General features: G+C 54.2%; 21 protein-coding genes. 6 read left to right on the top strand and 15 right to left on the bottom strand.

The genetic code is table 11. From position 1 onward, the window contains the following. The first annotated feature begins 17 nt into the window (after nucleotides 1-17). From BS29_RS05430 to BS29_RS05415, 4 genes are read left to right on the top strand one after another with little or no spacing between them, the layout of a single operon-like run. Nucleotides 18-626: a CpaD family pilus assembly protein gene (locus BS29_RS05430; protein WP_229956201.1), complete on the top strand. Its 609-nt coding sequence runs from the start codon at nucleotides 18-20 to the stop codon at nucleotides 624-626. Further along, nucleotides 626-1,915: a nucleotide-binding protein gene (locus BS29_RS05425; protein WP_229956200.1), complete on the top strand. Its 1,290-nt coding sequence runs from the start codon at nucleotides 626-628 to the stop codon at nucleotides 1,913-1,915. The genes BS29_RS05430 and BS29_RS05425 overlap by 1 nt, the downstream gene beginning before the upstream one ends. Nucleotides 1,916-1,955: 40 nt before the next feature. Then, entirely contained in the window at nucleotides 1,956-2,927 is a 972-nt protein-coding gene (locus tag BS29_RS05420) for a type II secretion system F family protein (protein WP_229956199.1), read from the top strand. A gap of 17 nt (nucleotides 2,928-2,944) precedes the next feature. Beyond that, on the top strand, nucleotides 2,945-3,934 hold the full coding sequence (locus BS29_RS05415; RefSeq protein ID WP_229956198.1) for a type II secretion system F family protein: 990 nt from the start codon (nucleotides 2,945-2,947) through the stop codon (nucleotides 3,932-3,934). Nucleotides 3,935-4,015: 81 nt separating this feature from the next. On the opposite strand, the gene BS29_RS05410 is transcribed toward BS29_RS05415, so the two are convergent. The 7 genes from BS29_RS05410 to infA all read right to left on the bottom strand — a co-directional run bounded on the left by BS29_RS05410 (nucleotide 4,016) and on the right by infA (nucleotide 9,658). After that, nucleotides 4,016-4,459 carry a MarR family winged helix-turn-helix transcriptional regulator gene (locus BS29_RS05410; protein ID WP_229956197.1) on the bottom strand — a complete coding sequence of 148 codons (444 nt, stop codon included), beginning with the start codon at nucleotides 4,457-4,459 and terminating at the stop codon, nucleotides 4,016-4,018. 9 nt (nucleotides 4,460-4,468) lie between these two features. Further along, on the bottom strand, nucleotides 4,469-6,565 hold the full coding sequence (locus BS29_RS05405; protein ID WP_229956196.1) for a TonB-dependent receptor: 2,097 nt from the start codon (nucleotides 6,563-6,565) through the stop codon (nucleotides 4,469-4,471). Between the two features lie 3 nt (nucleotides 6,566-6,568). Further along, on the bottom strand, nucleotides 6,569-6,979 hold the full coding sequence (locus tag BS29_RS05400; RefSeq protein WP_229956195.1) for a GFA family protein: 411 nt from the start codon (nucleotides 6,977-6,979) through the stop codon (nucleotides 6,569-6,571). Continuing rightward, nucleotides 6,976-7,611, bottom strand: coding sequence for a maleylacetoacetate isomerase (gene maiA, locus BS29_RS05395; protein WP_229956194.1), 636 nt, complete (start codon nucleotides 7,609-7,611; stop codon nucleotides 6,976-6,978). Before maiA ends, BS29_RS05400 begins: the two co-directional genes overlap by 4 nt. A gap of 219 nt (nucleotides 7,612-7,830) precedes the next feature. Beyond that, nucleotides 7,831-8,838: a ribonuclease E/G gene (locus BS29_RS05390; protein WP_229956193.1), complete on the bottom strand. Its 1,008-nt coding sequence runs from the start codon at nucleotides 8,836-8,838 to the stop codon at nucleotides 7,831-7,833. Beyond that, entirely contained in the window at nucleotides 8,828-9,409 is a 582-nt protein-coding gene (locus tag BS29_RS05385; protein ID WP_229956192.1) for a Maf family protein, read from the bottom strand. Before BS29_RS05385 ends, BS29_RS05390 begins: the two co-directional genes overlap by 11 nt. 30 nt (nucleotides 9,410-9,439) lie before the next feature. Beyond that, nucleotides 9,440-9,658: a translation initiation factor IF-1 gene (gene infA, locus BS29_RS05380; RefSeq protein WP_229956191.1), complete on the bottom strand. Its 219-nt coding sequence runs from the start codon at nucleotides 9,656-9,658 to the stop codon at nucleotides 9,440-9,442. A 220-nt stretch (nucleotides 9,659-9,878) separates the two neighbouring features. Here infA and BS29_RS05375 point away from each other — a divergent pair, with 220 nt between their 5' ends. Further along, nucleotides 9,879-12,404: a TonB-dependent receptor gene (locus BS29_RS05375; RefSeq protein WP_229956190.1), complete on the top strand. Its 2,526-nt coding sequence runs from the start codon at nucleotides 9,879-9,881 to the stop codon at nucleotides 12,402-12,404. A gap of 122 nt (nucleotides 12,405-12,526) precedes the next feature. Next, on the top strand, nucleotides 12,527-12,970 hold the full coding sequence (locus BS29_RS05370) for a hypothetical protein (protein ID WP_229956189.1): 444 nt from the start codon (nucleotides 12,527-12,529) through the stop codon (nucleotides 12,968-12,970). A gap of 257 nt (nucleotides 12,971-13,227) precedes the next feature. Here BS29_RS05370 and BS29_RS05365 read toward each other — a convergent pair whose 3' ends face one another. From BS29_RS05365 to hisG, 8 genes are all read right to left on the bottom strand, one after another. Further along, nucleotides 13,228-14,103: a cupin-like domain-containing protein gene (locus BS29_RS05365; RefSeq protein ID WP_229956188.1), complete on the bottom strand. Its 876-nt coding sequence runs from the start codon at nucleotides 14,101-14,103 to the stop codon at nucleotides 13,228-13,230. After that, a complete protein-coding gene (locus tag BS29_RS05360; RefSeq protein WP_229956187.1) occupies nucleotides 14,100-15,317 on the bottom strand; it encodes a GNAT family N-acetyltransferase in 1,218 nt (405 codons plus the stop codon). Before BS29_RS05360 ends, BS29_RS05365 begins: the two co-directional genes overlap by 4 nt. A 156-nt stretch (nucleotides 15,318-15,473) precedes the next feature. Beyond that, entirely contained in the window at nucleotides 15,474-17,591 is a 2,118-nt protein-coding gene (locus tag BS29_RS05355) for a sodium-translocating pyrophosphatase (protein ID WP_229956186.1), read from the bottom strand. 158 nt (nucleotides 17,592-17,749) lie between these two features. Then, entirely contained in the window at nucleotides 17,750-18,685 is a 936-nt protein-coding gene (gene thiL / locus BS29_RS05350; RefSeq protein WP_229956185.1) for a thiamine-phosphate kinase, read from the bottom strand. A gap of 91 nt (nucleotides 18,686-18,776) precedes the next feature. Beyond that, entirely contained in the window at nucleotides 18,777-19,226 is a 450-nt protein-coding gene (gene nusB, locus BS29_RS05345) for a transcription antitermination factor NusB (RefSeq protein ID WP_229956184.1), read from the bottom strand. After that, nucleotides 19,223-19,750: a DUF1993 domain-containing protein gene (locus BS29_RS05340; protein WP_229956183.1), complete on the bottom strand. Its 528-nt coding sequence runs from the start codon at nucleotides 19,748-19,750 to the stop codon at nucleotides 19,223-19,225. Before BS29_RS05340 ends, nusB begins: the two co-directional genes overlap by 4 nt. 18 nt (nucleotides 19,751-19,768) lie before the next feature. Then, nucleotides 19,769-21,067 carry a histidinol dehydrogenase gene (gene hisD / locus BS29_RS05335; RefSeq protein ID WP_229956182.1) on the bottom strand — a complete coding sequence of 433 codons (1,299 nt, stop codon included), beginning with the start codon at nucleotides 21,065-21,067 and terminating at the stop codon, nucleotides 19,769-19,771. After that, entirely contained in the window at nucleotides 21,067-21,717 is a 651-nt protein-coding gene (gene hisG / locus BS29_RS05330; protein ID WP_229956181.1) for an ATP phosphoribosyltransferase, read from the bottom strand. Before hisG ends, hisD begins: the two co-directional genes overlap by 1 nt. Nucleotides 21,718-21,741: the final 24 nt, after the last annotated feature.

Genomic DNA, 21,741 nt, shown 5'->3' with positions numbered 1-21,741 from the left:
TTTCAGGAGAACACATCATGCGTTTAGTTTCTACAGCACTTGTAACCGCTCTCGGACTTTCCGTTGCTGCCTGCGGTGCCAATACCGCCAACCGGTCCGTTTATAGCGAACGGCAGCCCGTTGTTACGCGCACCAATTTTGTCTTGGACGTTAATACGGCTGGATCAGGGTCTTTGTCCTCTGGTGAGCTTGAGCGCCTGGGCGGATGGCTTGACGCGTTGAACCTGGGCTATGGAGATCGTATTTCAATCGATGATCCCGGCTATAATGCCAGCGCATCGGCACGTGGTGCCGTAGAAGCACTGGCCGCGCAAAAAGGATTGTTGGTAAGCGATATTGCCCCTGTAACCGAGGGAAATGTTCCTAGCGGTTCCATGCGGGTTGTCGTTTCTCGCTCAACCGCATCTGTCCCAGGGTGCCCGGACTGGAGCCATCGTAGCCACACCGATTTTCAGGCGCGCACGAGTGAGAATTACGGCTGCGGCACCAACAGCACACTGGCTGCAATGATTGCCAATCCAGAGGATTTGGTCCGCGGCCAGAGCAGAGACGGCGAAGACCAGACGGAAGCATCAAAAGCCATCCGCGCCTATCGTGATAAACCTAAACAAGCAGGAGGCCTATAATGAACGCTCCTTGGAAACCCGGCGCTGTGAACGGACGTGATCCATTTTCAGCCTTCGTATGTGACGATGATACGCTAGATGTATTGCGCCCTGTCGTTGAAGAGATGGGGTGGCCCGTTGACAAATGTCACAAAGGCGGACTGCGCAATGCCGTGCAATCACTTTCGGTTGCCGCTAGCCCGAATATCCTGTTGGTTGACCTGTCAGAATCTGGTGATCCATTGGCGGATATTAATTCGCTCGCAGAAGTTTGCGAACCCGGCACCGTTGTTATCGCAATGGGTCAAGTCAATGATGTCCGTCTATATCGCGATTTGATCGTCAGCGGCCTTCAGGATTATCTGCTGAAACCATTCAGCCCTGAACAATTGCGGGATGTGCTGAGCCAAGCTCAAGCTGTCTTGAACGCACCAAAGGCAGAGGAATCCGGTAGCGAGAAACCGCATGTTTCTACTGCTGTCATCGGAACCCGTGGCGGTGTTGGTGCATCCACCATTGCGACGTCTTTGGCCTGGCTTCTGAGCCAGGAAAAGGAACGCCTGACGGCTCTGCTGGATCTGGATGTTCATTTTGGAACAGGCGCGCTGGCGCTTGATCTGGAGCCAGGTCGTGGTCTGACAGATGCGATCGACAATCCAAGCCGTATTGATGGCTTGTTCATCGAGCGCGCGATGATCAAGGCAAATGAAAAACTGTCTCTGCTTTCCGCAGAAGCACCGATCAACTCACCGATGATGACGGACGGCACAGCCTTCTTCCAGCTTCAGGAAGAATTTCGTGCGGCCTTTGAATGCACGGTCATTGATCTGCCTCGCGAAATGCTGATCAGCTATCCGCACTTGTTGGGTGATGTGAATGCCACGGTTGTGGTGACAGAGCTGACACTGGCATCCGCACGCGATGCTATCCGGCTGTTGTCATGGCTGAAATCGCATGCTGCGCAAAGCAAGGTGATCGTGGTTGCCAACAAGGTCCAAAGCGGAAATCAGGAAATTTCCCGGCAGGATTTTGAAAATTCGATCGAACGCAAGATCGATATCGTGATCCCCGCCGATCCAAAAGCGGCCGCACATGCAGCCAAACTGGGTCAGGCCTTTGTCGAGGCAGGCAAGTCCAGCAAAGCAACAGCAAAAATCGTTGCCTTGTCTGAACATGTTCTGGGCACCGTCGAAGACGAGAGTGAAGACGGTGAAGGCAAACCAAAAGGTTCATTGATGGACAAATTTGGCGGCATGAAATCACTCCTGCCTTCAAAGAAAAAGAAGGAAGCTGAAGCATCCAAATCGTGATGCAACCAAGGCTTTTTTCTGAGATGCGAGGACGCACGTAATGGATATGATGCAGACAGCCATGATTGCCGGAGGGGTATTGATATTCCTCATGCTCGTCGTCTTTGCATTTGCCGGCCCTTCGGAGTCAGCGGCAAAGGCGAAGCGATTGGACAAGGTGCGCTTCCGTCATTCGGAGAGCACCAACGCCAAAATGGAAGAGCAGATGAAAAAGGCGGTCTCTGCCCGTCGTAAAAATCATCGTCCTATAGGCGAAACGCTGTCGAAGATGGACATGCTCGCAATCCGGCTCGATCGGACCGGTCGGGAATGGACCATCAAACAGTTTTTCAGCGTCTGTGGCGGCGTCGCTGTCATCGTAGCGGCTGGCTTATTTTTCCAGGGTGCACCTGCATTTTTATGTCTGTTTGGCGGTTTGGCAATCGGCTTTGGCCTTCCCCATATGATTGTCAGTGTCTTGATCAGCATGCGGGTAACCAAATTTACCGCATCCTTTCCCGACGCAATTGAGCTTTTGGTGCGCGGCCTGCGCTCTGGTCTGCCTGTTACCGAGACCATTGGTGTTGTTTCGAAAGAGATTGATGGCCCCGTTGGCGAGGAATTTGGTAAGGTTGTTGACCGGATCAAAATTGGCCGGACGATGGAAGACGCGTTGCAGGAAAGCGCCAAGCGGCTCGACACGCCGGAATTCAAGTTTTTCTGCATCACACTGGCGATCCAGCGTGAAACTGGTGGTAACCTCGCAGAAACGCTTGCCAACCTGGCGGACGTGCTGCGCAAACGCGGGCAGATGAAGTTGAAGATCAAGGCGATGTCGTCGGAATCGAAAGCGTCTGCCTATATCGTTGGTTCGCTACCCTTCATCGTTTTCGCTTTGGTATGGTCGGTTAACCCCTCTTATCTGGCGGGATTCTTCCATGAAGAACGCCTGATTATTGCAGGCCTTGGCGGACTTACCTGGATGAGCATTGGTGTGTTCATCATGGCCAAAATGGTCAACTTTGAAATCTAAGCTGAAGGTGTGATGCAATGACCCAAGTTGACGGTCCAACATTACTGGGAATAGATGTCCTCTGGGTGGCAACCATTTTGGCTGCTGTCGCGACCATCGCGGTGATCTTCGCGATTTATACGGCAGTCACGGTCCGTGACCCGATGGCAAAGCGCGTCAAATCGCTCAATGAGCGGCGTGAGCAACTCAAAGCTGGTATTACCGCTTCGACCACGAAAAAACGCGCCAAGCTGATTCAGCAAAATGATACCACCGACCGCATGCGCGGCTTTTTGGCGGGCCTCAAGGTCTTGCAGGACGATCAGTTAAAAGAATCGCAGCAGAAGCTAGCCCAAGCCGGTATCCGTTCAAAAGACTTGGCCTATGCGGTCATCTTCAGCCGTCTGGTACTTCCCATCGTCTTGGGCGGCGGTGCAGCCGTCGCTCTCTATGGGTTTGACTATCTGCCCGACTGGACCCCAATCAAGAGGTTTGGCGCTTTTGCCGGTGCTTGTATCGCGGGTTACAAAGGTGCTGATGTCTATCTTAACAACCTGATCGCCAAGCGGACCGACTTGATCCGCAAGGGCTTGCCAGATGCGATCGATTTGCTGGTGATTTGCGCCGAAGCTGGCCTCACCGTCGATGCCGCCTTTGCCCGCGTAGCTAAGGAATTGGGTGATGCCTATCCTGAACTGGCAGATGAATTTTCATTGACATCGATCGAGCTGGGTTTTCTGACCGAACGTCGTCAAGCCTTTGAGAACCTCGCCTATCGTGTGGCATTGGAACATGTCAAAGGTGTGGTCACGACAATGATCCAGACTGAAAAATATGGTACGCCCTTGGCATCAGCCTTGCGGGTATTGTCGGCTGAATTCCGTAACGACCGGATGATGCGCGCAGAAGAAAAGGCAGCACGTTTGCCAGCAATTATGACGATCCCGTTGATCCTCTTCATTCTACCAACATTGTTTATCGTGATCCTTGGCCCAGCAGCCTGTTCGATCTCGGACACTATGTTATAGCGAAGATCACAATCTCAAAACCAAGAAGAGCGGCCTTCAACAGCCGCTCTTTTTATTTGTCTGGCTCATAAACGACGCCACCTAGCCCGCAGCAATATCATCCGCAGATTGTTTAATCTTTGCCAGCATTACTGACAACTGCTGGCGATCATCGGCGCTCAAAACTGTCATGATTTTCTTTTCCATCACTTCCGCTGCGGGCATGATCTGATCATAAAGGTCCCGGCCGGTGTTGCTCAACATCAGATGATGAGAACGGCCATCAGCGCTATTGGGGCTACGATCCAGCAAATGCCGGTCAACCAATGTCTTCACCGCGCGGTTGACGGTCACCTTGTCCATTAGCGTCGCCTCAACGAGCTGCCGCTGTGTAGAAGCCCCGCGACTTCCCAAGACTGCCATGACGCGCCATTCCGGTATTTTCAGCCCGAAACGGCTTTTATATTCATTGGAAATCAGGTCGCTCACCGCATTGGAAGCGGTGGACAGTTGATAGGGAATGAAATCGTCGAGATTAGTGGTCATAAATAATATTTATTCAATTTGAGTGCGAAGTCCAATCCAAAATGTCCTCGGAAAGGCACGCTCGATAATATTGCTGCTGCTAATTGCGGTCTCTACCCGTGCGTTAAAGAGATTTTCAACCCGTCCTTCGACCAACAAACGATCATTCACTGCAAAAGCAAGGCGGCCATCGACGGTAAACGCATCATCAAGGCGACGGGTGTTTTGGTCATCCTCAAACTGGTTACCGATATAACGCAGTGAAACCGATGCACCGGTGCCATTGTCTTGCTCCCAAAGCAGGCTGGCATAAGCATTATGCTCAGGGATCTGCGCCGGTCGCAAGCCATCAACCGCTGCGGCATCGCCGGATGCGTTAACTTCCGCATCGACGTAGGAATAGGCTGCACGGGCTGACAAATTTTCCACCAGACTGCCCAGATCAAATTCGGTGTCGATTTCAATCCCTTTGGATTCAATGGAGTCCAGATTTTGGCGCTGGCGGAAAACCCCAGCCCCAGAGACAAAGCCGACACCGGGGAATAGTCCCGGTCCGCTGTCGAGCGTGACATTGGCGACGGCATCATCCAGTTCGTTATAGAAAGCGGTGATACCAATAGAGACAAATTCACTATTCCAATCCAGTCCCAGTTCAGCACCCTTCACCTGTTCTGGTTCCAGCAGTTCATTCGCCGCTGTCGCATCCGGTCCAACGCGGAAAGGACGGAACAGTTCGTTCAGTGTCGGCAGGCGCCAGCCGAGATAGGCCGCACCCCGTAATGTCAGCTGTTCCGTCGCATCAAAGGCAAAGCCGCCGCGTGCGGTAAATTCGGTGCCATCGCGATTGTCAAACTGGGCATCTGTGCGCACCGATCCCGGAAATGGATTGATCAGTTCAATCTCTCTCCGGAAACCGTCATCAATGGTCCAAAAATCAATACGGCCGCCGCCCGTCAATGTAAGAGCTTCGGTCGCCTGCACACTGGCTTCGACAAAGGCGCCATAGGTAGCGGTTGAACCGCCGGCATTACGGCTGCGGCGCGGCGTATCATCGTCGAGGAAAAAGAAATTCTCGTTCGTTTCCCCTTCCGTCCGCCGCCAGTCGCCGCCGATGCGCAGTTCAATATTCTCGCCAACCGGAGGGCGCACTTCAAACCGCGCACCAAGGCCGGTTGAAGGCACATTAAACTGTTCAAACACGCGGCGCACGCTGTTGCGATCCGCTGCGACACCGCCAAAACTCACATCAAAATTACGGATCTGAACATATCCCAAAGCCGACCATTGCCAGCCAGTATCGGACCGGTTGACCAGTCGGATGCTGGCATCCGCACCATCATTATGATTTTCGCTAAACGCAAAACCGCGTTCCCGGTCATCGGTAAACGCGCGTACATTGGCCTGCAATTCGGTGCTATCGGTCAGCGGCGCAACATAGCGCACCGCAATACCGGCCTGCTCATATTCCGCCTGACGATCGACATCACCGCGCTGGCTTTCGATAATCGGTGTAAAGCCGTCGCCGCGTGCATAATTGGCGGAGATCGTCAGCTGCCCCTGCCCCAATTCACGGCCGAAAAGCAAATCCGCGTCGACACTGTTGCGGCTGCCATAGGCTGCGCCCAGTTCGATCAAATTGCCGACATCCTGGCTGAACAGTTCGATGGTGCCTGCGATGGCGCCTGACCCCTCGGTGCCGCTGCCGCCGCCACGTGTAATCCGCGCTGAATCCAGTGCCAAAGCGTCATAACCTGGCCAAGCGACCCAGCCGCCAAACGGATCGGCTTGCGGAACACCGTCGAGTAGCAGCACCGCACGCGAAGACGCATTGCCACCCAGACCACGGATCGTAATCCCCTGGCTGGTAGGATTGGCCGACCGTGCATCGGACCGACGGAATTGCTGAAGTCCGGGAACCGTGCGCAATGCGTTCTCAATGCGCTCATCTGTATCCAGCTCAATCACAGTGGTGCTGTAGGCATCATCCGCATCGGGCAGTGGTAGGCCAGTAACGGTAATGCCTTCTGCAGCTACAGCTGCCGACTCTGCATCAGAGTCTGCCAGAGCCGGGGTGCTGGCAAGACAAATGGGCGCTATCAATGGCAACGCAAAAAATGATCTTTTCATGGTTTAACTGTGCATCCACTTCTGGTTGACGGGCATGTCGTCCGGCAATCGGTGATAAGGCTGCGCATCGCAGGCATAATTGGCGCTTTCCGCTTTACCGAAAACGCTGGGGTCATCCAATGACCCGACTTTGATAATCACGCCCTCTTTGAAACGTGGTGCGCGGGTGAAGAGATGCGTGCCGCAATTTTCGCAGAATTCGCGCGTCACCGCATATTCGAGATCATCGCGCGTAAATCCCTTTACGGCACCTTTGGTCAGCTCAAAGCCTTCCACCGGCATCGCCATGACCAGCAAATTTCCGCCGCCCGTGATATATTGACACTCGCGACAGAAACATTCTGCCTTCATCATCGGTTCGCCTTCAGCCTTATAGCGCACCGCGCCGCAATAGCAGCCACCTGTCACTTTCATGATTGTTCCTTCACCGCTTCCGGAGCCGCTTTCTGAAAAGCCTCCAGTTCATTACATGCCGCATCAATCCGCACGAGTTTTGGAAAGGCCGTCATATCGGTTTCAAACCGGCGGCCATTATACATTTGCGGGACCAGGCAGACATCGGCCAGATTGGGTGCATCGCCACCAAAAAAGCCCGTATCCGGGGCCATGGCTTCGAGTGCTTTGAAACCCTCGCTCACCCAGTTGCGATACCAGATGTTGATCGCCTCTTGATCCTGCCCCATTTCATTCTTGAGGTATTTCATGATCCGTAAGTTATTGACCGGATGGATGTCCGCCGCGACCACCAGTGCCTGGGCCAGTGTTCGGCTGCGCTCCAACGGATCGCTCGAAACCATCGGCGGTTCCGGATGGGTCGCATCAAGATAGTCGATAATCGCCAGCGACTGGGTTAGATCCTGCCCGTCAATGTGCAGCATCGGAATGAAACCTTGCGGGTTGCGGGCAATATAGTCGGCCTGCTTCGTGCTGTCGTCGAGCAAATTGGTCGACGCCGACTTATAGGCAATGCCCTTCAAATTGAGAGCGATGCGCACCCGATAGCTCGCGGAGCTGCGCCAATAGTCATAGAGAATGATATCTGTCATGGAACGGCTTGTGCAGAGGACAAGGATGAATTGCAAGAGGTGTAGCGACGAGTGACTGATTCCTCTCCCCTTGAGGGAGAGGAAAGATTTGCTTGTCAGTTTACTGACTAGAAAATCTTGGTGAGGGGTAGGAGAGGATACACCAAGCCAGCCCCCTCTCCAACTCGACTAGGCAGCAAGCTGCCAAGTCTCCGTTTCCTCTCCCTCAAGGGGAGAGGATTAGCTGACCTGCCCGCCTGCGATAGCGATATCGCCTTTTGCGGCGACCGAAATGCTACGACCGGTACGCCTGGACAGCGCATCCAGCCAAGCCTGCCGATGCTTCACCTTCGCTGCAATCGCTGGATGCACGTCCAGCCGCATAGCACCAGTCCCTTGAGCCCGTTCCGCCTGGCGCAACAGAGCGAGGGTCGCACTCAGCACCTTGTCCGCCTGCATCACGTCCAGAACCGAAGGCCCCGTCTTGCGGCTCACCACCTGCATGAAGCCAAAGCCATTTATCGCCGTCCGTTCGCAATTACCGGCCATATATTCATCAAATATCACGCAGACTTCCGTACGCTCTGCCTTTGCCTGCAAGGTCGGAAAATCCACACCAACCGAGCCGCCAATATCAAACCGAGTCAGTGCCAGCGCAATTTCTTTCGCCGCGCGTTTGGCCAGTTCCAATGGTTTAAGCGGCCCATCTACATCAATCACCGTCATCGCCGGTGTGAGTGAAACCAGAAGGCTTCCGCCGTCAAAATCAATGCGTCCGGATTCCGCCTGTTCTATCGCCTCATGCCAACCCATGGCCGCCAGCATGTCCGGTTCATGCGCCTGCAGTTGATGGATCGCTGCTCCGCTGGCTTTGATGCTATCCAGCAGGCTGGGGCCTTGTACCAGAGCGGCGCCCTCGCCTGCCGGTCGCGCCTTGGCCCGTTTCGATTGCCCACCTTTTTCGTTCAAAGCCTCCCGAACAATTTCCACGCGCACAGTTGCGCCTTCGGTCAGGTCTTTCGGCAGTGGTTGCAACAGGCATTGCTCCCCACTGTCGAGTGTCGCTATACCCGACGATCCCGCCACCCATTGCTGCGTAAACTGGGCATCGACAATAGAGCCGAGCTTCGCGCCAACTTGTTCTCGCTCTACGCGGACACCGGCCAATGCGCCGTCAACAATATGCGCGGCGCGGTTTTCACCAATACCGGCTTCATAGAGCCAGCCATTTTGGAAATCAGGCGCCATTTTGATTGAGAGGATAACCCGAGGAAATGAGCAGATTACGGGTTTCATACAGCGGTAGCCCCATGATCCCGCTAAAGCTGCCGCTAATCGAAATCACAAAGGCTTCAGCCAGCCCTTGAATGGCATAACCACCGGCTTTGCCCTGCCCTTCGCCGGATTGGATATAGGCGTCAATCTCGCTATTCTGAAACCGTTTGAACTTGATGATGCTGTCCGACAATTTGGTGCGTGCAGTTCCATCCGCCGCAATCACGCAGACCGCCGACATGGTGTGGTGCCGCCGCCCGCTCAAAAGCTCCATATATTGCCGCTGCTCCGCGTCATTTTCGGCTTTGCCCAAAATCCGCCGACCCACCGCCACGATCGTATCGCCCGCAATCAGCACTTCATCGTCCGCACGTTCTACAGCAGCGGCCTTTTCCCGCGCCATGCGCAGCACATAATCGCGAGGCAGTTCACCCTTTTTGGGCGTTTCATCAATGTCTGGAGAAGCAATGCGATCTGGCGCCACTCCCAACCGGCCGAGCAACTCGCGTCTGCGCGGACTGGATGATGCCAACACCAGTTTCATTTGCGAGGCCGCCACCGCAGCATACCGCGCTTATTTAAAGCGATAAGTGATACGACCTTTGGTCAGGTCATAAGGTGTGAGTTCAACGAGTACTTCATCACCAACCAGCACACGGATGCGGTTTTTGCGCATCTTGCCAGCGGTATGGCCAAGGACTTCATGACCATTTTCCAATTCGACCCGGAACATTGCATTGGGGAGTAATTCGCGGATTATCCCCTTCATTTCTAATAGTTCTTCTTTTGCCATTCGGCTTTACTTCATCCCTGTTGATTCGTGGGTTTTTCGACGTGTTGCGGTGCGCCATAACCCCTAATTCGCGAAAAGGGAAGGATTTGCTGCGTGGTGTAAAATATGGCGACGCTCCGGCCTTGCGACAAATTATTACAAACAATTGATTGATGACGATCGCTCTGCACGGCAATTTGTACGTGTTTCCCCCAGCACCTGAGTTGTTAGAGCGATAGTAATGACCCAATCCTCCCCTAGATATTTTGGGGCCAGCATATTGGCCCTTTCCATTTTAAATGCGCTTCCTGCTTACGCCCAATCCAATGACGACGATCTTGAAAACGAGGAAATTGTCGTCACCGCCGAACGCCTGCGCGGGTCTGTAATCACAGAAGTCCCACCGATTGTGGAGCTCGATGCGGATGATATTGCCAGCTATGGTGTGTCCTCTGTCGAAGACCTGGTCGGAGAGCTCAGTTCGCAAACCACTTCCAACCGCGGAAGAGGCAGCGGACGGCCAATTGTGCTGATCAACGGCCAGCGCACATCGGGTTTCCGCGACATTCGTGATCTGCCACCGGAAGCGATTAAAAGCGTTCAGGTGTTCCCGGAAGAGCTGGCCCTGCAATATGGTTATGCCCCCGATGAGCGCGTGATCAACTTCATCCTGCAGGATGATTATACCGGGCTTGGGGCCGAGGTGGAATATGGCGTCCCGACCCGCGGAGACATGGGCAAGACGGAGCTGGAATCTACCTTCACTCGCATTGGCGAGAACAGCCGGCTGAACCTGGATATCGAATATGAAACGCAAACTGCGATTACCGAGGCAGAGCGCGGTATCATTCAGGATTCGGCTGGCGATCTGGTTAATCTGGGGCGTTTCCGGACATTAAGCGCGCCAACGGATACGGTTGAATTTAACGGCAACTACAGCCGCACCTTTGCCAATGGCATGTCGCTGTCGCTCAATGGTGGATATGTTTACGACAAGTCCCGCGCTCTGTTGGGACTGCCAAGCGGGACGCTGGATTTACCGGTGACTGGTGACAGCCTGTTTCGCTATTTCACCCAATTTGGTCCGCTGCGCAAAACGGTCGAGACCAACACCTTTCAGGGCGGCGCGGTGCTGAACGGCATGCTATCCGGCTGGCGCTGGTCCCTGACCGCGGATTATGCGCGAGTGGAAACCGAAACCGAGACTGATAATAGCGGTGATATCAGCGCCCTGCAGGCGGCGATTGACGCCGGCACAGTCGACCCGTTTGCCGCCAACTTTGGGGCCTTGCTATCGCCCCCAATCACCGATGAGGCGCGATCGGTCAGCAACACGCTTGAATCCCTGGCAACCATCTCCGGCGGGCTCTTGAACCTGCCCTCCGGTTCGGTCACCACGACCTTGCGCGGCGGCTATAGAAGGCAGGATCTCGACAGCCGCGACACCACCGATGGCCTCACGACGCTGAGCAGCCTCGGCCGGGATAATTTCAATGCCGGTATCAATATCGACATTCCTCTTGCGGACGAGAATATTGATGTTGCCGAAACTATTGGCCAACTGTCGATCAATGGTAATTTGGGCTATAGTGAGCTGTCCGATTTTGGCGGGCTGGTGGAATTCGGCTTTGGCCTGAACTGGGAACCGCTCGACGGCCTGGTGTTCACCGCGTCGGCCATTGGGGAAGAAGCCGCGCCCACCATCCAGCAGCTTGGCAATCCGGTCATAGTCACACCGAATGTCACCACTTTCGACTTCACCAATGGCGAAACCGTGCTGGCCAGCATTACCACCGGCGGTAATCTGAACCTGCCAGCGGAAAAACGGCGAGATATCAAACTGGCGGTCAATTACAGCCCTGAATGGCTGGATGGCATGATGTTCCTGGGCGAATATATTCGCAACAATAGCGAGAATGTTGCGTCCGATTTTCCCATTCTGACGGAAGAAATCGAGGCTGCTTTTCCCGACCGTGTCACGCGTGATGAAACAGGCCGTCTCGTCGCCATTGATCAGCGCCCAGTCAATTACAGCAATGTCCGCAGCGAGAGCATTCGATATGGTCTGGAATTTTCCAAACGCTTTGGCCAAAGGCGCGGGGCACGCGGACCTCGCGGCGCAGGCGGAAGGCCAGGCGGCGGAGGTGGCGGACCGCCTGGCGACCGGCCACCACCAGAAAGTGGTGCCGGTACCGAGCAATCCGAAGCAGGCCGGCCTGATGCCGAACGTTCGAGCGATCGCGCGGGTCGGCCACCGCGCAGCAGTCGTGGCCCCGGCAGGCGAGGTGGCGGTCGCTGGCGTGTATCGGCTTATCACACCGTTCACATCGATGAGCGTGTATTGATCCGCCCCGGTGTCGAAGAGTTAGACTTGCTGAACGGCTCAGCAATCGGCTCAACCGGCGGTCAGCCCCGCCATGAATTTGAGCTACAAGGCCGCTGGTTCAACAATGGCATAGGTTTCCGTCTTCAGGCAGAGCATCAAACCGCCACGCGCGTAGATGGCGGTCTGACCAGCTCCGATCTGAGATTTTCCGATCTGACTACGCTCAACCTGCGTATGTTTATCAATCTGGATGATCGCGGCACTCTGACCGAGCGATTCAAATTCCTCAAAGGCAGCCGGATCGCGTTTCGGATCGATAATGTCTTCAACGATATTCAGGACGTGCGGGACAGCGATGGATTGGTTCCACTTAGATATCAGCCGGGATTTATCGATCCAATCGGGCGCTATGTTGAGGTGAGTTTTCGCAAGCGATTTTAGCTTCGGAATAGGACGGAACACGCATCATATTCTGACCCCGCTACATAATTATTTTCTCTGTGATCTACATCACTCACATGGGCGTTGTACGAGCTATCGTCGCCGCTTCAAAAGGGGGGAATATGAAACACATTACTGTAATTATTGGCTTTTTTCTAGCAATTGCTGTGTCGCAACCAGCCGAAGCGCGAAAGCGTGGAACGACCAATCAGGAAATAGCTTTGGTCGAAGATCTGCCGGATACAGCCGAGTATCAAATCGACGGCAGCTATGTCGATGTCGGCTATATGTATGAATCAACCAGCCTCTTTACCGTGCCGCTCTGGGCTGAGGCAGCGACCGACATATTCGTGCTCTATTCCGAAACCGAAGACGGTTATTCCTATCTACCGTTAAATGAAGCAGAATTGTCGAAGTTAACTGCCGCACTGGGCTCGGACCCGACCGAAGGGTACAGCTTTTCAAGATGGAAACATATGTGGGGCATTTATCCAGCGGGCTTGCTGATCCTGTTCGGATTATATTCCACCCTGTTCGGCAAGAAAGACGATGAGGAAGAAGCCTAGGCCAAGCTTGGGCTTTATACATCTGCTCTGAAAGCGTCCCGCAAAGCAGTTTTGACGGGGCGCTTTCCTACAGACATGCCGATATGATATTGTGAAGCTGTTCTTATTCAGTCTGAAGGATTGAAATGAAACCGCCTTGCACCCGCATGAGGCGGGGTGAGAATTGTGTGAACTTTGGAAGAATATTACATTCAAAAATTTGCCCAAATGGACTATGTGAATATTGTGAACTTCGCTCGAATTCTGTGAGCAAAAAACTATTTTGCCAGACCCAGTTTTCGCAAGATCCGCCAGCTCACGGCCTTGCCTTTATTGTGCTTCGGAAAACGGCCGGGCGCCTTGGGCGTTATCCCCCACCCCCGCAGCATGTGATTAAACGCATGGGCATCCGCTTCAGCAAAGCTCCAGTCGGAACGCCAGGTGATAGAAAGCGATATGCTGGGCGCCGGTCCATTTTTTACAAAATGCGGCGCCATCACGGGCACGAAAATTGCTTTTCCAGGCGTCAGATGAAAGGCCTGCCCTTGCTCGGCAAATCCCTCTTGCCACGTCAGGTTGCGCGGTCCGCCAGTATGATAAGATTCATGCGCGGTTGCAGGAGCGAAATTCTCATCACCGGCGGCGAAAACCGTCATTATTTTCTCCCCGCGCAGTTGCAGCAATATATTATGTTCCGGATCGAAATGATAAGGCGTCATCGCATCCGGCGACGACACAAAGATAAAGCCCTGCGGCCGCAGCATCTTGCCCGTCCTGCTTTCCAGTATCGGTTCGATTTCCGCCAGCAGAGACAGCAACAATGCCTCATATTCCGGTACCTGTTCGATATTTTTGAGCACGGCCCAACTTGCCGAATTTTCGATCATCAATATCGTATCGGCAATCGACATGCCGTTATCCGGCACATCATCTGGATCAATCCCGACCGGCAAGTCACCGGGATTATACTCAACGCTGGTTTCCGGTAACTTTGTTCCCAGCCTGGCCAGAGCATCAAGCGTCAGTAGAGCATTTTTCGCCATGTTATGATCGATGATCTGAGGCTTTTCAGGATAGCAGCCAGCAAATTTTCGCCGGGCTGCCTCACCGAAAACCTGTCTTTCAAACGCATCCTTGCTGGCAATCTGGTTCATGTCTGCACCTGCGCAATATCGACAATTTCCCGCTTTTTGATATGCGCCATCAAGTCTTCGCCCAAGCGCACACTTCGGAACATCGCGGTACGCGACAGGCCTTTCAGTTCGATGGAAAAACGGCCAATATGGCGGCGCCCGGACCAAAGCCTATCGATCATCGGATGGTCCTCCGCTGCGCAGCTGTCCATCCAGTCAATAGCCGGTTGCCCGAGTATTTTGAGATTTTCCAATTGCAGCAAAACGCCGGGGGAAAAGCGCGCATAGTTGGCATCATAGGCAGTTTTGAAAGAGAAGCTTCCCGGAGCGGAATGAAAATTCACCAGCATCGCCAGCGGCTTGTCATCCAGCCTGAGATCATGGCGTTCGAGCTGACCGGATCTTGCTGCGCCTGCCAACGCTTCGTGAAAGAAGCTGCGCGTTTCACCCGAACAATCAAGCGCCGAGCCTTCTTGCCCTTTCCAGCTTTGCCGCTCTAGCGCTAGGAAATCGTTGATCCATGACCCCAGCCCGATATCATCCATGCTATGCGAAAATTTTAGGTTGCCCATCTCGGCCAATCGCTTGGCCTGACGACGCAATTCCTTGCGCTTCTTGGACCGAACCGTTTCAGCATAATATGCCTCTGCGTCGAGTTCACTTTGAAGCAGTGCCCGCGCCTCGCTATGCACCAGATCGCAGCGCCGCTTCTGGCGAGCACAGACAGCCCGCAAAGCCTGATCGAGAGGCCCGCCGACGGTTAACCCTCGGATATGCAGGAAACCGGGCCAGCTTTTGATATCCAATTCCTCGAACAAAGCCGTCCAGAATTGATGTTCAAATCCGATGCGTACCAATGGCGTGCCGAGAAAACTGTTATGATGGGTCCAGTTCTGAACAAAAGGCACTGGCCAGCGCCCCAATTGACGGGATGGCCCGATCGGCATCAGTCCAAGCAAGTCGGATTTATGAGGCGCACCGGCCCAGAACAGGAACAGGCTGAGTTCTCTATGGGTGCTGAAATGCTGCAAGGCGGGGCTCAAGAGCCAATGTTCATAGAAGACATTGGGTTCCGCTGCATTGCGGGCCAGTTTTTGCCAGGATGGCAGCAAATCAGCATCCATCGCGGCGATCGGCTTCAATTCAGCTGCGGCCGAGCTTTGCAAGCACACGCGATCGGACGTTTCGTAATGAACCGCCTCGTCGCTTTGGGTCTGAAACCCGCCTGCATCCATATGCTTTGCCCTCTTTCAACCGGGCATTTTGCTAGCAAAAATAGGGTAATAAGCGATTAACGGCGATTATTTGGCCATTCCATGGACCAACCCTGAAAGAAAACCCCGCCGGAATTGCTTCCGGCAGGGTCTTTTAAACCAATTATTTGGTCTGGCTTATGCCATGCCGTGTGCCAGCGCCGCGAGCAGCAGCAGGGCAACAATATTGGTAATCTTGATCATCGGATTCACGGCTGGACCAGCGGTATCCTTATAAGGATCACCCACTGTATCGCCCGTCACAGCCGCTTTATGGGCTTCACTGCCCTTGCCGCCATGATTGCCGTCTTCGATATATTTCTTCGCATTGTCCCATGCGCCGCCACCGGCTGTCATCGACAGGGCAACGAACAGACCGGAGACGATCACGCCGAGTAGCAATGCGCCCAGAGCCGCAAACCCATTGGACTGGTCCGATACAGCCGTAACCCCGAAATAGACCACAATCGGTGCCAGAACCGGAAGCAGCGATGGCAGGATCATTTCCTTGATCGCCGCCTTGGTCACAAGGTCCACCGTACGGGCATAGTTTGGACGCGATGTGCCATCCATAATGCCCTTGTCCTTGGCGAACTGATCGCGGACATCGACAACAACATCACCGGCAGCACGGCCCACAGCGGTCATGCCCATGGCTCCGAAGAGATAAGGCAGCAACGCACCAAGCAACAGGCCAACAATCACATATGGATTTTCGAGGCTGAAGCTGACTTGCAGATCCGGGAAGAACTCTCTGAGGTCAGCTGTGTAAGCCGAGAACAGGACGAGTGCTGCCAGACCAGCAGAACCAATGGCATAGCCCTTGGTAACCGCTTTGGTGGTGTTACCCACAGCATCGAGAGCATCGGTTTTATCCCGAACGCTTTCATCCAGACCGGACATTTCGGCGATACCGCCAGCATTGTCGGTTACGGGGCCGTAAGCATCAAGAGCCACAACCATACCAGCAAGGGCCAGCATCGATGTTGCAGCAAAAGCCAAACCGATCAGACCAGCGAGCTGGAACGCCACAACGATGCCGACTACGATTACCAATGTCGGCAATGCGGTAGCTTCCATCGAAATAGCAAGGCCTTGGATCACGTTGGTACCATGACCAGTTTCCGATGATTTAGCGATCGAACGGACCGGGCGATATTCCGTGCCGGTATAATATTCGGTGATCCAGATGATCAAACCGGTAACGGCCAGACCAACCATCATCGACCAGAACAGGGCCATGCCAGTGAAACCGCCTGTGCCATCCAGATTAGCGCCGATAACAGCATTCATGTCACCGACGGTGCGCATTGTGACGTACCAGATCGCCGGGATCGACAGAACAGCTGTAGTGATGAAGCCTTTGTACAAAGCGCCCATGATATTTGTGCCGTTACCCAGGCGAACCATGTAAGTACCGATGATCGAGGTAATGATACATACACCACCAACGATCAGAGGCAGAGCCATCAGGCTGTTGAGCATGGTATCACCAACCAGATCGCCAAACAGAAGAGCCAGAAGAACCATGGTTGCACCAACGGTCACAACATAGGTTTCGAAAAGGTCTGCCGCCATACCAGCACAGTCACCAACATTATCGCCAACATTGTCCGCGATAGTAGCAGGGTTGCGTGGATCATCCTCTGGAATACCCGCTTCAACCTTACCGACCAGGTCGGCGCCAACGTCAGCTGCTTTGGTAAAAATACCGCCGCCCAGACGCGCAAAGATGGAAATCAGCGAAGCACCGAATGCCAGGGCTACAAGCGAGTCAATCACTGTTCGGCTATTGGCTTCAAGGCCCATTTGCGTGGTGAGCACCCAGAAGAAAATGGAAATAGCAAGAAGCGCAAGGCCAGCCACCAACATGCCGGTTACAGCGCCAGCGCGAAATGCGACGGTGAGGCCAGTTTGAAGGCTGTCACTAGCGCCCTGTGCAGTGCGTACATTGGCGCGAACCGAGATATTCATGCCAATATAACCTGCAACGCCAGAAAGAATAGCGCCGACCAGGAAACCGACGGTCGATATGCCGCCAAGGAACAAGTAAACAATAACCGCAACCACAACGCCAACGATACCGATCGCGCGATATTGGCGGTTCAGATAGGCTTGCGCACCTTCCTGAATGGCCGCTGCAATGTCCTGCATTTTTTCATTGCCAGCCGGCGCGCCGAGCACCTGACGGCTTGTAATAAACCCATATAAAACGGCTATTAAACCGCATATTATTGAAATGGTGACAACAGTCATTGCTGTTCTTCTCCCCCTATATTTTATAGTGAAAAGCCCCAGAATTGGGGCAATATCGCGGAAACTTATAAAGCGTGAAGCGCATGGCGCAACCCCTGATTTTACGGCTATATCCTAGCAATTCAGATACCTCGCGCATTGTAAGAAATCAGGTCTGATCAAGCATGCACAAAACCCAGCGTTTCGGGTAAACCGATCCGTTCACCCTTTTGAACCAGCGACACACCGGATCCGGGCCGGCATTTGCCAATTTGGGTCAGGTTGATCGGCAATACGGTTTCCGGGCTAGCGGTCAGTAACAATTGATAATCATCACCACCTGTCGCTGCGCTCATTCTAGCTTCTTCGTCCTCACCAAAGACAGTTTTGAAGGATTGTGAAAGCGGAAGATTATCCAGATTAATTTCAAGATTAACTCCGCTGGCACTGGCTATCCGTGAGGCATCCAGCAACAGCCCATCCGAAACATCCATCATCGTGCTGACCAATGATGACAATGCCCGGCCATCATCCAGTTTCGGAACAGGCCGGTTATGTGCTTTCAACAGCGCCGCAGAGGTTTCGATATCAACGGCATGGGCTTTGCCAGACGCTATCTGCAAACCGGCCCAAGCATCGCCAATATTCCCCGTGACATATATGGTATGCCCTGGTTCCGCACCACAGCGAGCAGGAATGATATGCCCTTTCGCCTCACCAAAAGCGGTTAGTGCCAGTGTCCGTTTGCCATCTGTTCCCGCGGAGACCGTATCTCCGCCCAGCAAAGGCACACAAAAATGGCCAATTGCTTCCTTGAGCCCCCGAACAAAAGCCGTATCCCAGGCGCCGTCACCAGTCTGACAATAACCCATCAATATGCCGAGTGGTTTTGCGCCCTTGGCGGCCAGATCAGAAAGGTTTACCGCCACAAGCTTCCAGGCCACATCGGCCGGATCTGCCGAGGACAGAAAATGGACATCCTCGATCATCATGTCGTGGGTTATGACCAGCTTGTGCCGACCAAAGGGTAAAACCGCGGCATCATCAGCCAACCCGCGTGCAGCCGGATGGGTCGCCAGTGCTTTCAGCTGGTCAATAAAATCTAGTTCGGTCAATTGAGGCCCCCTTCACAAAGAAGATGTGCCCCACATCTATTACTAACACTCACGCTCCCCTACAAAGCAGGACCGCATGAATGTCAGCCCCTCAGCTGCCCCGAACCTGCTTCGCTATTGCGTCCAGCAATCCGTTTATGAAGCCGCTGTCCTTCTTGTCAAAAAAGGCATGTGCAACGTCAACATACTCGGTAATTACTGTCCCCGTCGGGACTTCGTCCCGCGCCATCAATTCAAAGGCCCCGGCGCGCAAAATTTGCAACATAGTTTTGTCGAGCCGCCCCATAGACCAGCCGGATGCCAGTTTTTCGGAGATCAGCGCATCAATTTCGTCGCGTTTTTCGGACACTCCAACGACGATATCATCAAAGAAATCCACCTCGACCGGGCGATATTGCGCATCCTCAATCTCCGCGCCCAGACGGTGATCATGAAATTCCTTCAGCAGGCGCGGGACCGGTGTCTTTTCCATGTCATGCTGGAAAAGTGCCTGTACCGCGGCAAGACGGGCGGTGGAACGGGTGTTTGATTTTGCCGTCATGCTGGTTGCTTCATCCGCGGAACGCCCACGAAATCCATTTTGCCAATTTCGAACCCGCGTTCACGCAGCAGATCATAGGCCGTGGTGGCGTGGAAATAGAAATTGGGCTGCGCGAAACTGAGCAGGAAATTTTCGACTGTAAACGGCATCACGGTCTCTCTGAAACGAAACTCCATGGGTTGTCCGACAAAACCGGCCATCTCTGCTTCATCAACCTTTTCAAGCCCGGTCTTGGCTTCATCAAGCTTTTCGTAAAGCCCCTCCCAACTGTCTGGCGGTGCCGCCAGGCTGGGGGTAAACACGCCTTCACGCGCTGCCTCTATCGCGCCCAGCGAATGCTCACGGCAACATTTCACCTGATAGGAAAAGGGCTGCATATCTTCAATCAGCCGGGCACCGATAATGTCTTCCGCAGCCGTGCCGGTCTCCGCACAATGTGCTTTGGCCTTGTCGACCAGCGCGCGAACAGCTGCAATAATCTGCAGCTGTGATGGAATAACGGCATCATAAAGTGAAATGGTCATTGGTTCTATCTCTTTTGATTATCGGCGCGTGTCTAGCCGCTTTTTTACGCTTGCCGCATGGGCAGGCAATCCTTCGGCTTCCGCAAGGGCAACGGCCGCCGGGCCGATTTTGCCAAGCGCCGCTTCATCGCATTCCAGAAAGCTGGTCCGCTTCATGAAATCGGTGACGGAAAGGCCAGACGAGAAGCGCGCGCGCCTTCCGGTGGGTAACACATGGTTCGGGCCGGCAACATAGTCACCGACCGCCTCTGGGGTATGACGCCCCAAAAATACAGAGCCCGCATGACGGACTTTGTTGAACAAGGCCTGCGGATTGTCACAGGCCAGTTCAAGATGTTCAGCGGCTAGGCGATCGACCAGCGGCATCGCTTTTTCCAACCGGTCAACCACTATGATAGCACCATTATCGGTCCAGCTTTGCGTCGCCGTTTTGCTCGTCGCCAGTTCGGCAAGCTGGGCATCGACCCGCGCAGCCACCTGATCGGCAAAGGCTGCATCATCCGTAAACAATATCGACTGACTGGTCGGATCATGTTCCGCCTGGGACAAGAGATCGGCGGCTATCCAGTCCGGATCATTTTTACCATCAGCTACGACAACAATCTCGGATGGCCCAGCGACCATATCGATACCGACTACGCCATAAACCTGCCGCTTGGCTTCCGCGACCCAGGCATTGCCTGGGCCGGTAATCACATCGACGGGCGCGATTTTTTCTGTGCCAAAGGCCAATGCGGCCACGGCTTGCGCACCGCCAATGCGCCAGACTTCATCAACGCCCGCGATTTGGGCCGCGGCCAGTACCAGCGGATTAACTTCTCCACCCGGCGTTGGCGTGACCATGATGACGCGGTCTGCGCCGGCAACCTTGGCCGGGATGGCATTCATCAGCACGGAAGATGGATAGGCCGCTCGGCCGCCGGGGATATATATGCCAGCCCGCTCCACCGCGTTCCAGCGCGCACCGATGCGGACACCGGCATCATCGCGATAGTCCCGGTTATCGGGCTTTTGCCCCTCATGATAATCACGAATACGGATCGCGGCCAGTTCCAGGGCAATTCGCAAATTGGGGTCAAGGCTTTCCAGCGCGGCCTCACATTCCGCGACCGAGACCTTCCAACCCGTAAACTCCAGATCATGGCCATCGAATTTTTGCGTAAGCCGGGCTACTGCCTCGTCGCCATTGGACCGGACATCCTTGATAATCGCAGCAACATCGGCTGAAACATCGGCATCCGCTTCGCGCCGCGCGTTGACCAACGCGTCAAAAGCATCGGCAAAGCCTGAATCCGCTGTTGAAAGCCGCAAGGCCATTATACCTGCCCCACCAGTTCGCGGAATTTCTGAACCAGACCGGTCAGTTCTTCGCTGCGCATCTTGAACGCTGCCCGGTTCACCACCAGTCGCGCGGAAATGTCGATTATCCGGTCAGTTTCGACAAGATCATTGGCTTTCAGCGTGCTGCCGGACTCGACCAGATCGACAATATGGCGTGACAGACCTAGCGAAGGTGCGAGTTCCATCGCCCCGTTCAGCTTCACACATTCGGCTTGAATACCCTGCGCCTCAAAATGGCGGCTGGTCAGGTTCGGATATTTGGTCGCAACCCTTATATGCGAGATATTGCTAATCTGTTCGGCATCATCCTTCGGTTGCGCCACTGACAGGCGGCAGCGGCCAATGCCCAAATCAACCGGCGCATAAAGCTCGCTATAATTGAATTCTTCCACCACGTCCGATCCGACAATGCCGATCTGCGCTGCACCATGGGCGACAAAGGTCGCCACATCAAAGGCGCGCACCCGGATGATCGAGACATGCGCCTGATTGGTGCCGAACATCAGGCTGCGGTTGGACTTGTCGAAAAATTCCGGCGCAGGTTCGATGCCGACTTTGGCCAGCATCGGCAAGGCCTCGTCGAGAATCCGTCCCTTGGGGATTGCAAAGATAAGGGGTGTGGTCATAGAAGCCGACGCATTAGGGCTTCA

The organism is Parasphingorhabdus litoris DSM 22379 (assembly GCF_020906275.1).
Lineage (GTDB): Bacteria > Pseudomonadota > Alphaproteobacteria > Sphingomonadales > Sphingomonadaceae > Parasphingorhabdus > Parasphingorhabdus litoris.
Note: the sequence above shows the minus strand (reverse complement) of the source record. Positions and strands in the feature narration are given on the sequence as shown.

Coding starts and splice junctions, on each gene's coding strand:
- BS29_RS05375 (WP_229956190.1), top strand. CDS start 9,879: ATGACCCAATCCTCCCCTAGATATTTTGGGGCCAGCATATTGGCCCTT.
- BS29_RS05360 (WP_229956187.1), bottom strand. CDS start 15,317: ATGGATGCAGGCGGGTTTCAGACCCAAAGCGACGAGGCGGTTCATTAC.
- BS29_RS05425 (WP_229956200.1), top strand. CDS start 626: ATGAACGCTCCTTGGAAACCCGGCGCTGTGAACGGACGTGATCCATTT.
- BS29_RS05405 (WP_229956196.1), bottom strand. CDS start 6,565: ATGAAAAGATCATTTTTTGCGTTGCCATTGATAGCGCCCATTTGTCTT.
- BS29_RS05415 (WP_229956198.1), top strand. CDS start 2,945: ATGACCCAAGTTGACGGTCCAACATTACTGGGAATAGATGTCCTCTGG.
- BS29_RS05385 (WP_229956192.1), bottom strand. CDS start 9,409: ATGAAACTGGTGTTGGCATCATCCAGTCCGCGCAGACGCGAGTTGCTC.
- nusB (WP_229956184.1), bottom strand. CDS start 19,226: ATGACGGCAAAATCAAACACCCGTTCCACCGCCCGTCTTGCCGCGGTA.
- BS29_RS05340 (WP_229956183.1), bottom strand. CDS start 19,750: ATGACCATTTCACTTTATGATGCCGTTATTCCATCACAGCTGCAGATT.
- BS29_RS05365 (WP_229956188.1), bottom strand. CDS start 14,103: ATGAACCAGATTGCCAGCAAGGATGCGTTTGAAAGACAGGTTTTCGGT.
- hisD (WP_229956182.1), bottom strand. CDS start 21,067: ATGGCCTTGCGGCTTTCAACAGCGGATTCAGGCTTTGCCGATGCTTTT.
- maiA (WP_229956194.1), bottom strand. CDS start 7,611: ATGACAGATATCATTCTCTATGACTATTGGCGCAGCTCCGCGAGCTAT.
- BS29_RS05370 (WP_229956189.1), top strand. CDS start 12,527: ATGAAACACATTACTGTAATTATTGGCTTTTTTCTAGCAATTGCTGTG.
- BS29_RS05420 (WP_229956199.1), top strand. CDS start 1,956: ATGGATATGATGCAGACAGCCATGATTGCCGGAGGGGTATTGATATTC.
- BS29_RS05410 (WP_229956197.1), bottom strand. CDS start 4,459: ATGACCACTAATCTCGACGATTTCATTCCCTATCAACTGTCCACCGCT.
- infA (WP_229956191.1), bottom strand. CDS start 9,658: ATGGCAAAAGAAGAACTATTAGAAATGAAGGGGATAATCCGCGAATTA.
- BS29_RS05430 (WP_229956201.1), top strand. CDS start 18: ATGCGTTTAGTTTCTACAGCACTTGTAACCGCTCTCGGACTTTCCGTT.
- BS29_RS05400 (WP_229956195.1), bottom strand. CDS start 6,979: ATGAAAGTGACAGGTGGCTGCTATTGCGGCGCGGTGCGCTATAAGGCT.
- BS29_RS05390 (WP_229956193.1), bottom strand. CDS start 8,838: ATGGCGCCTGATTTCCAAAATGGCTGGCTCTATGAAGCCGGTATTGGT.
- BS29_RS05355 (WP_229956186.1), bottom strand. CDS start 17,591: ATGACTGTTGTCACCATTTCAATAATATGCGGTTTAATAGCCGTTTTA.
- hisG (WP_229956181.1), bottom strand. CDS start 21,717: ATGACCACACCCCTTATCTTTGCAATCCCCAAGGGACGGATTCTCGAC.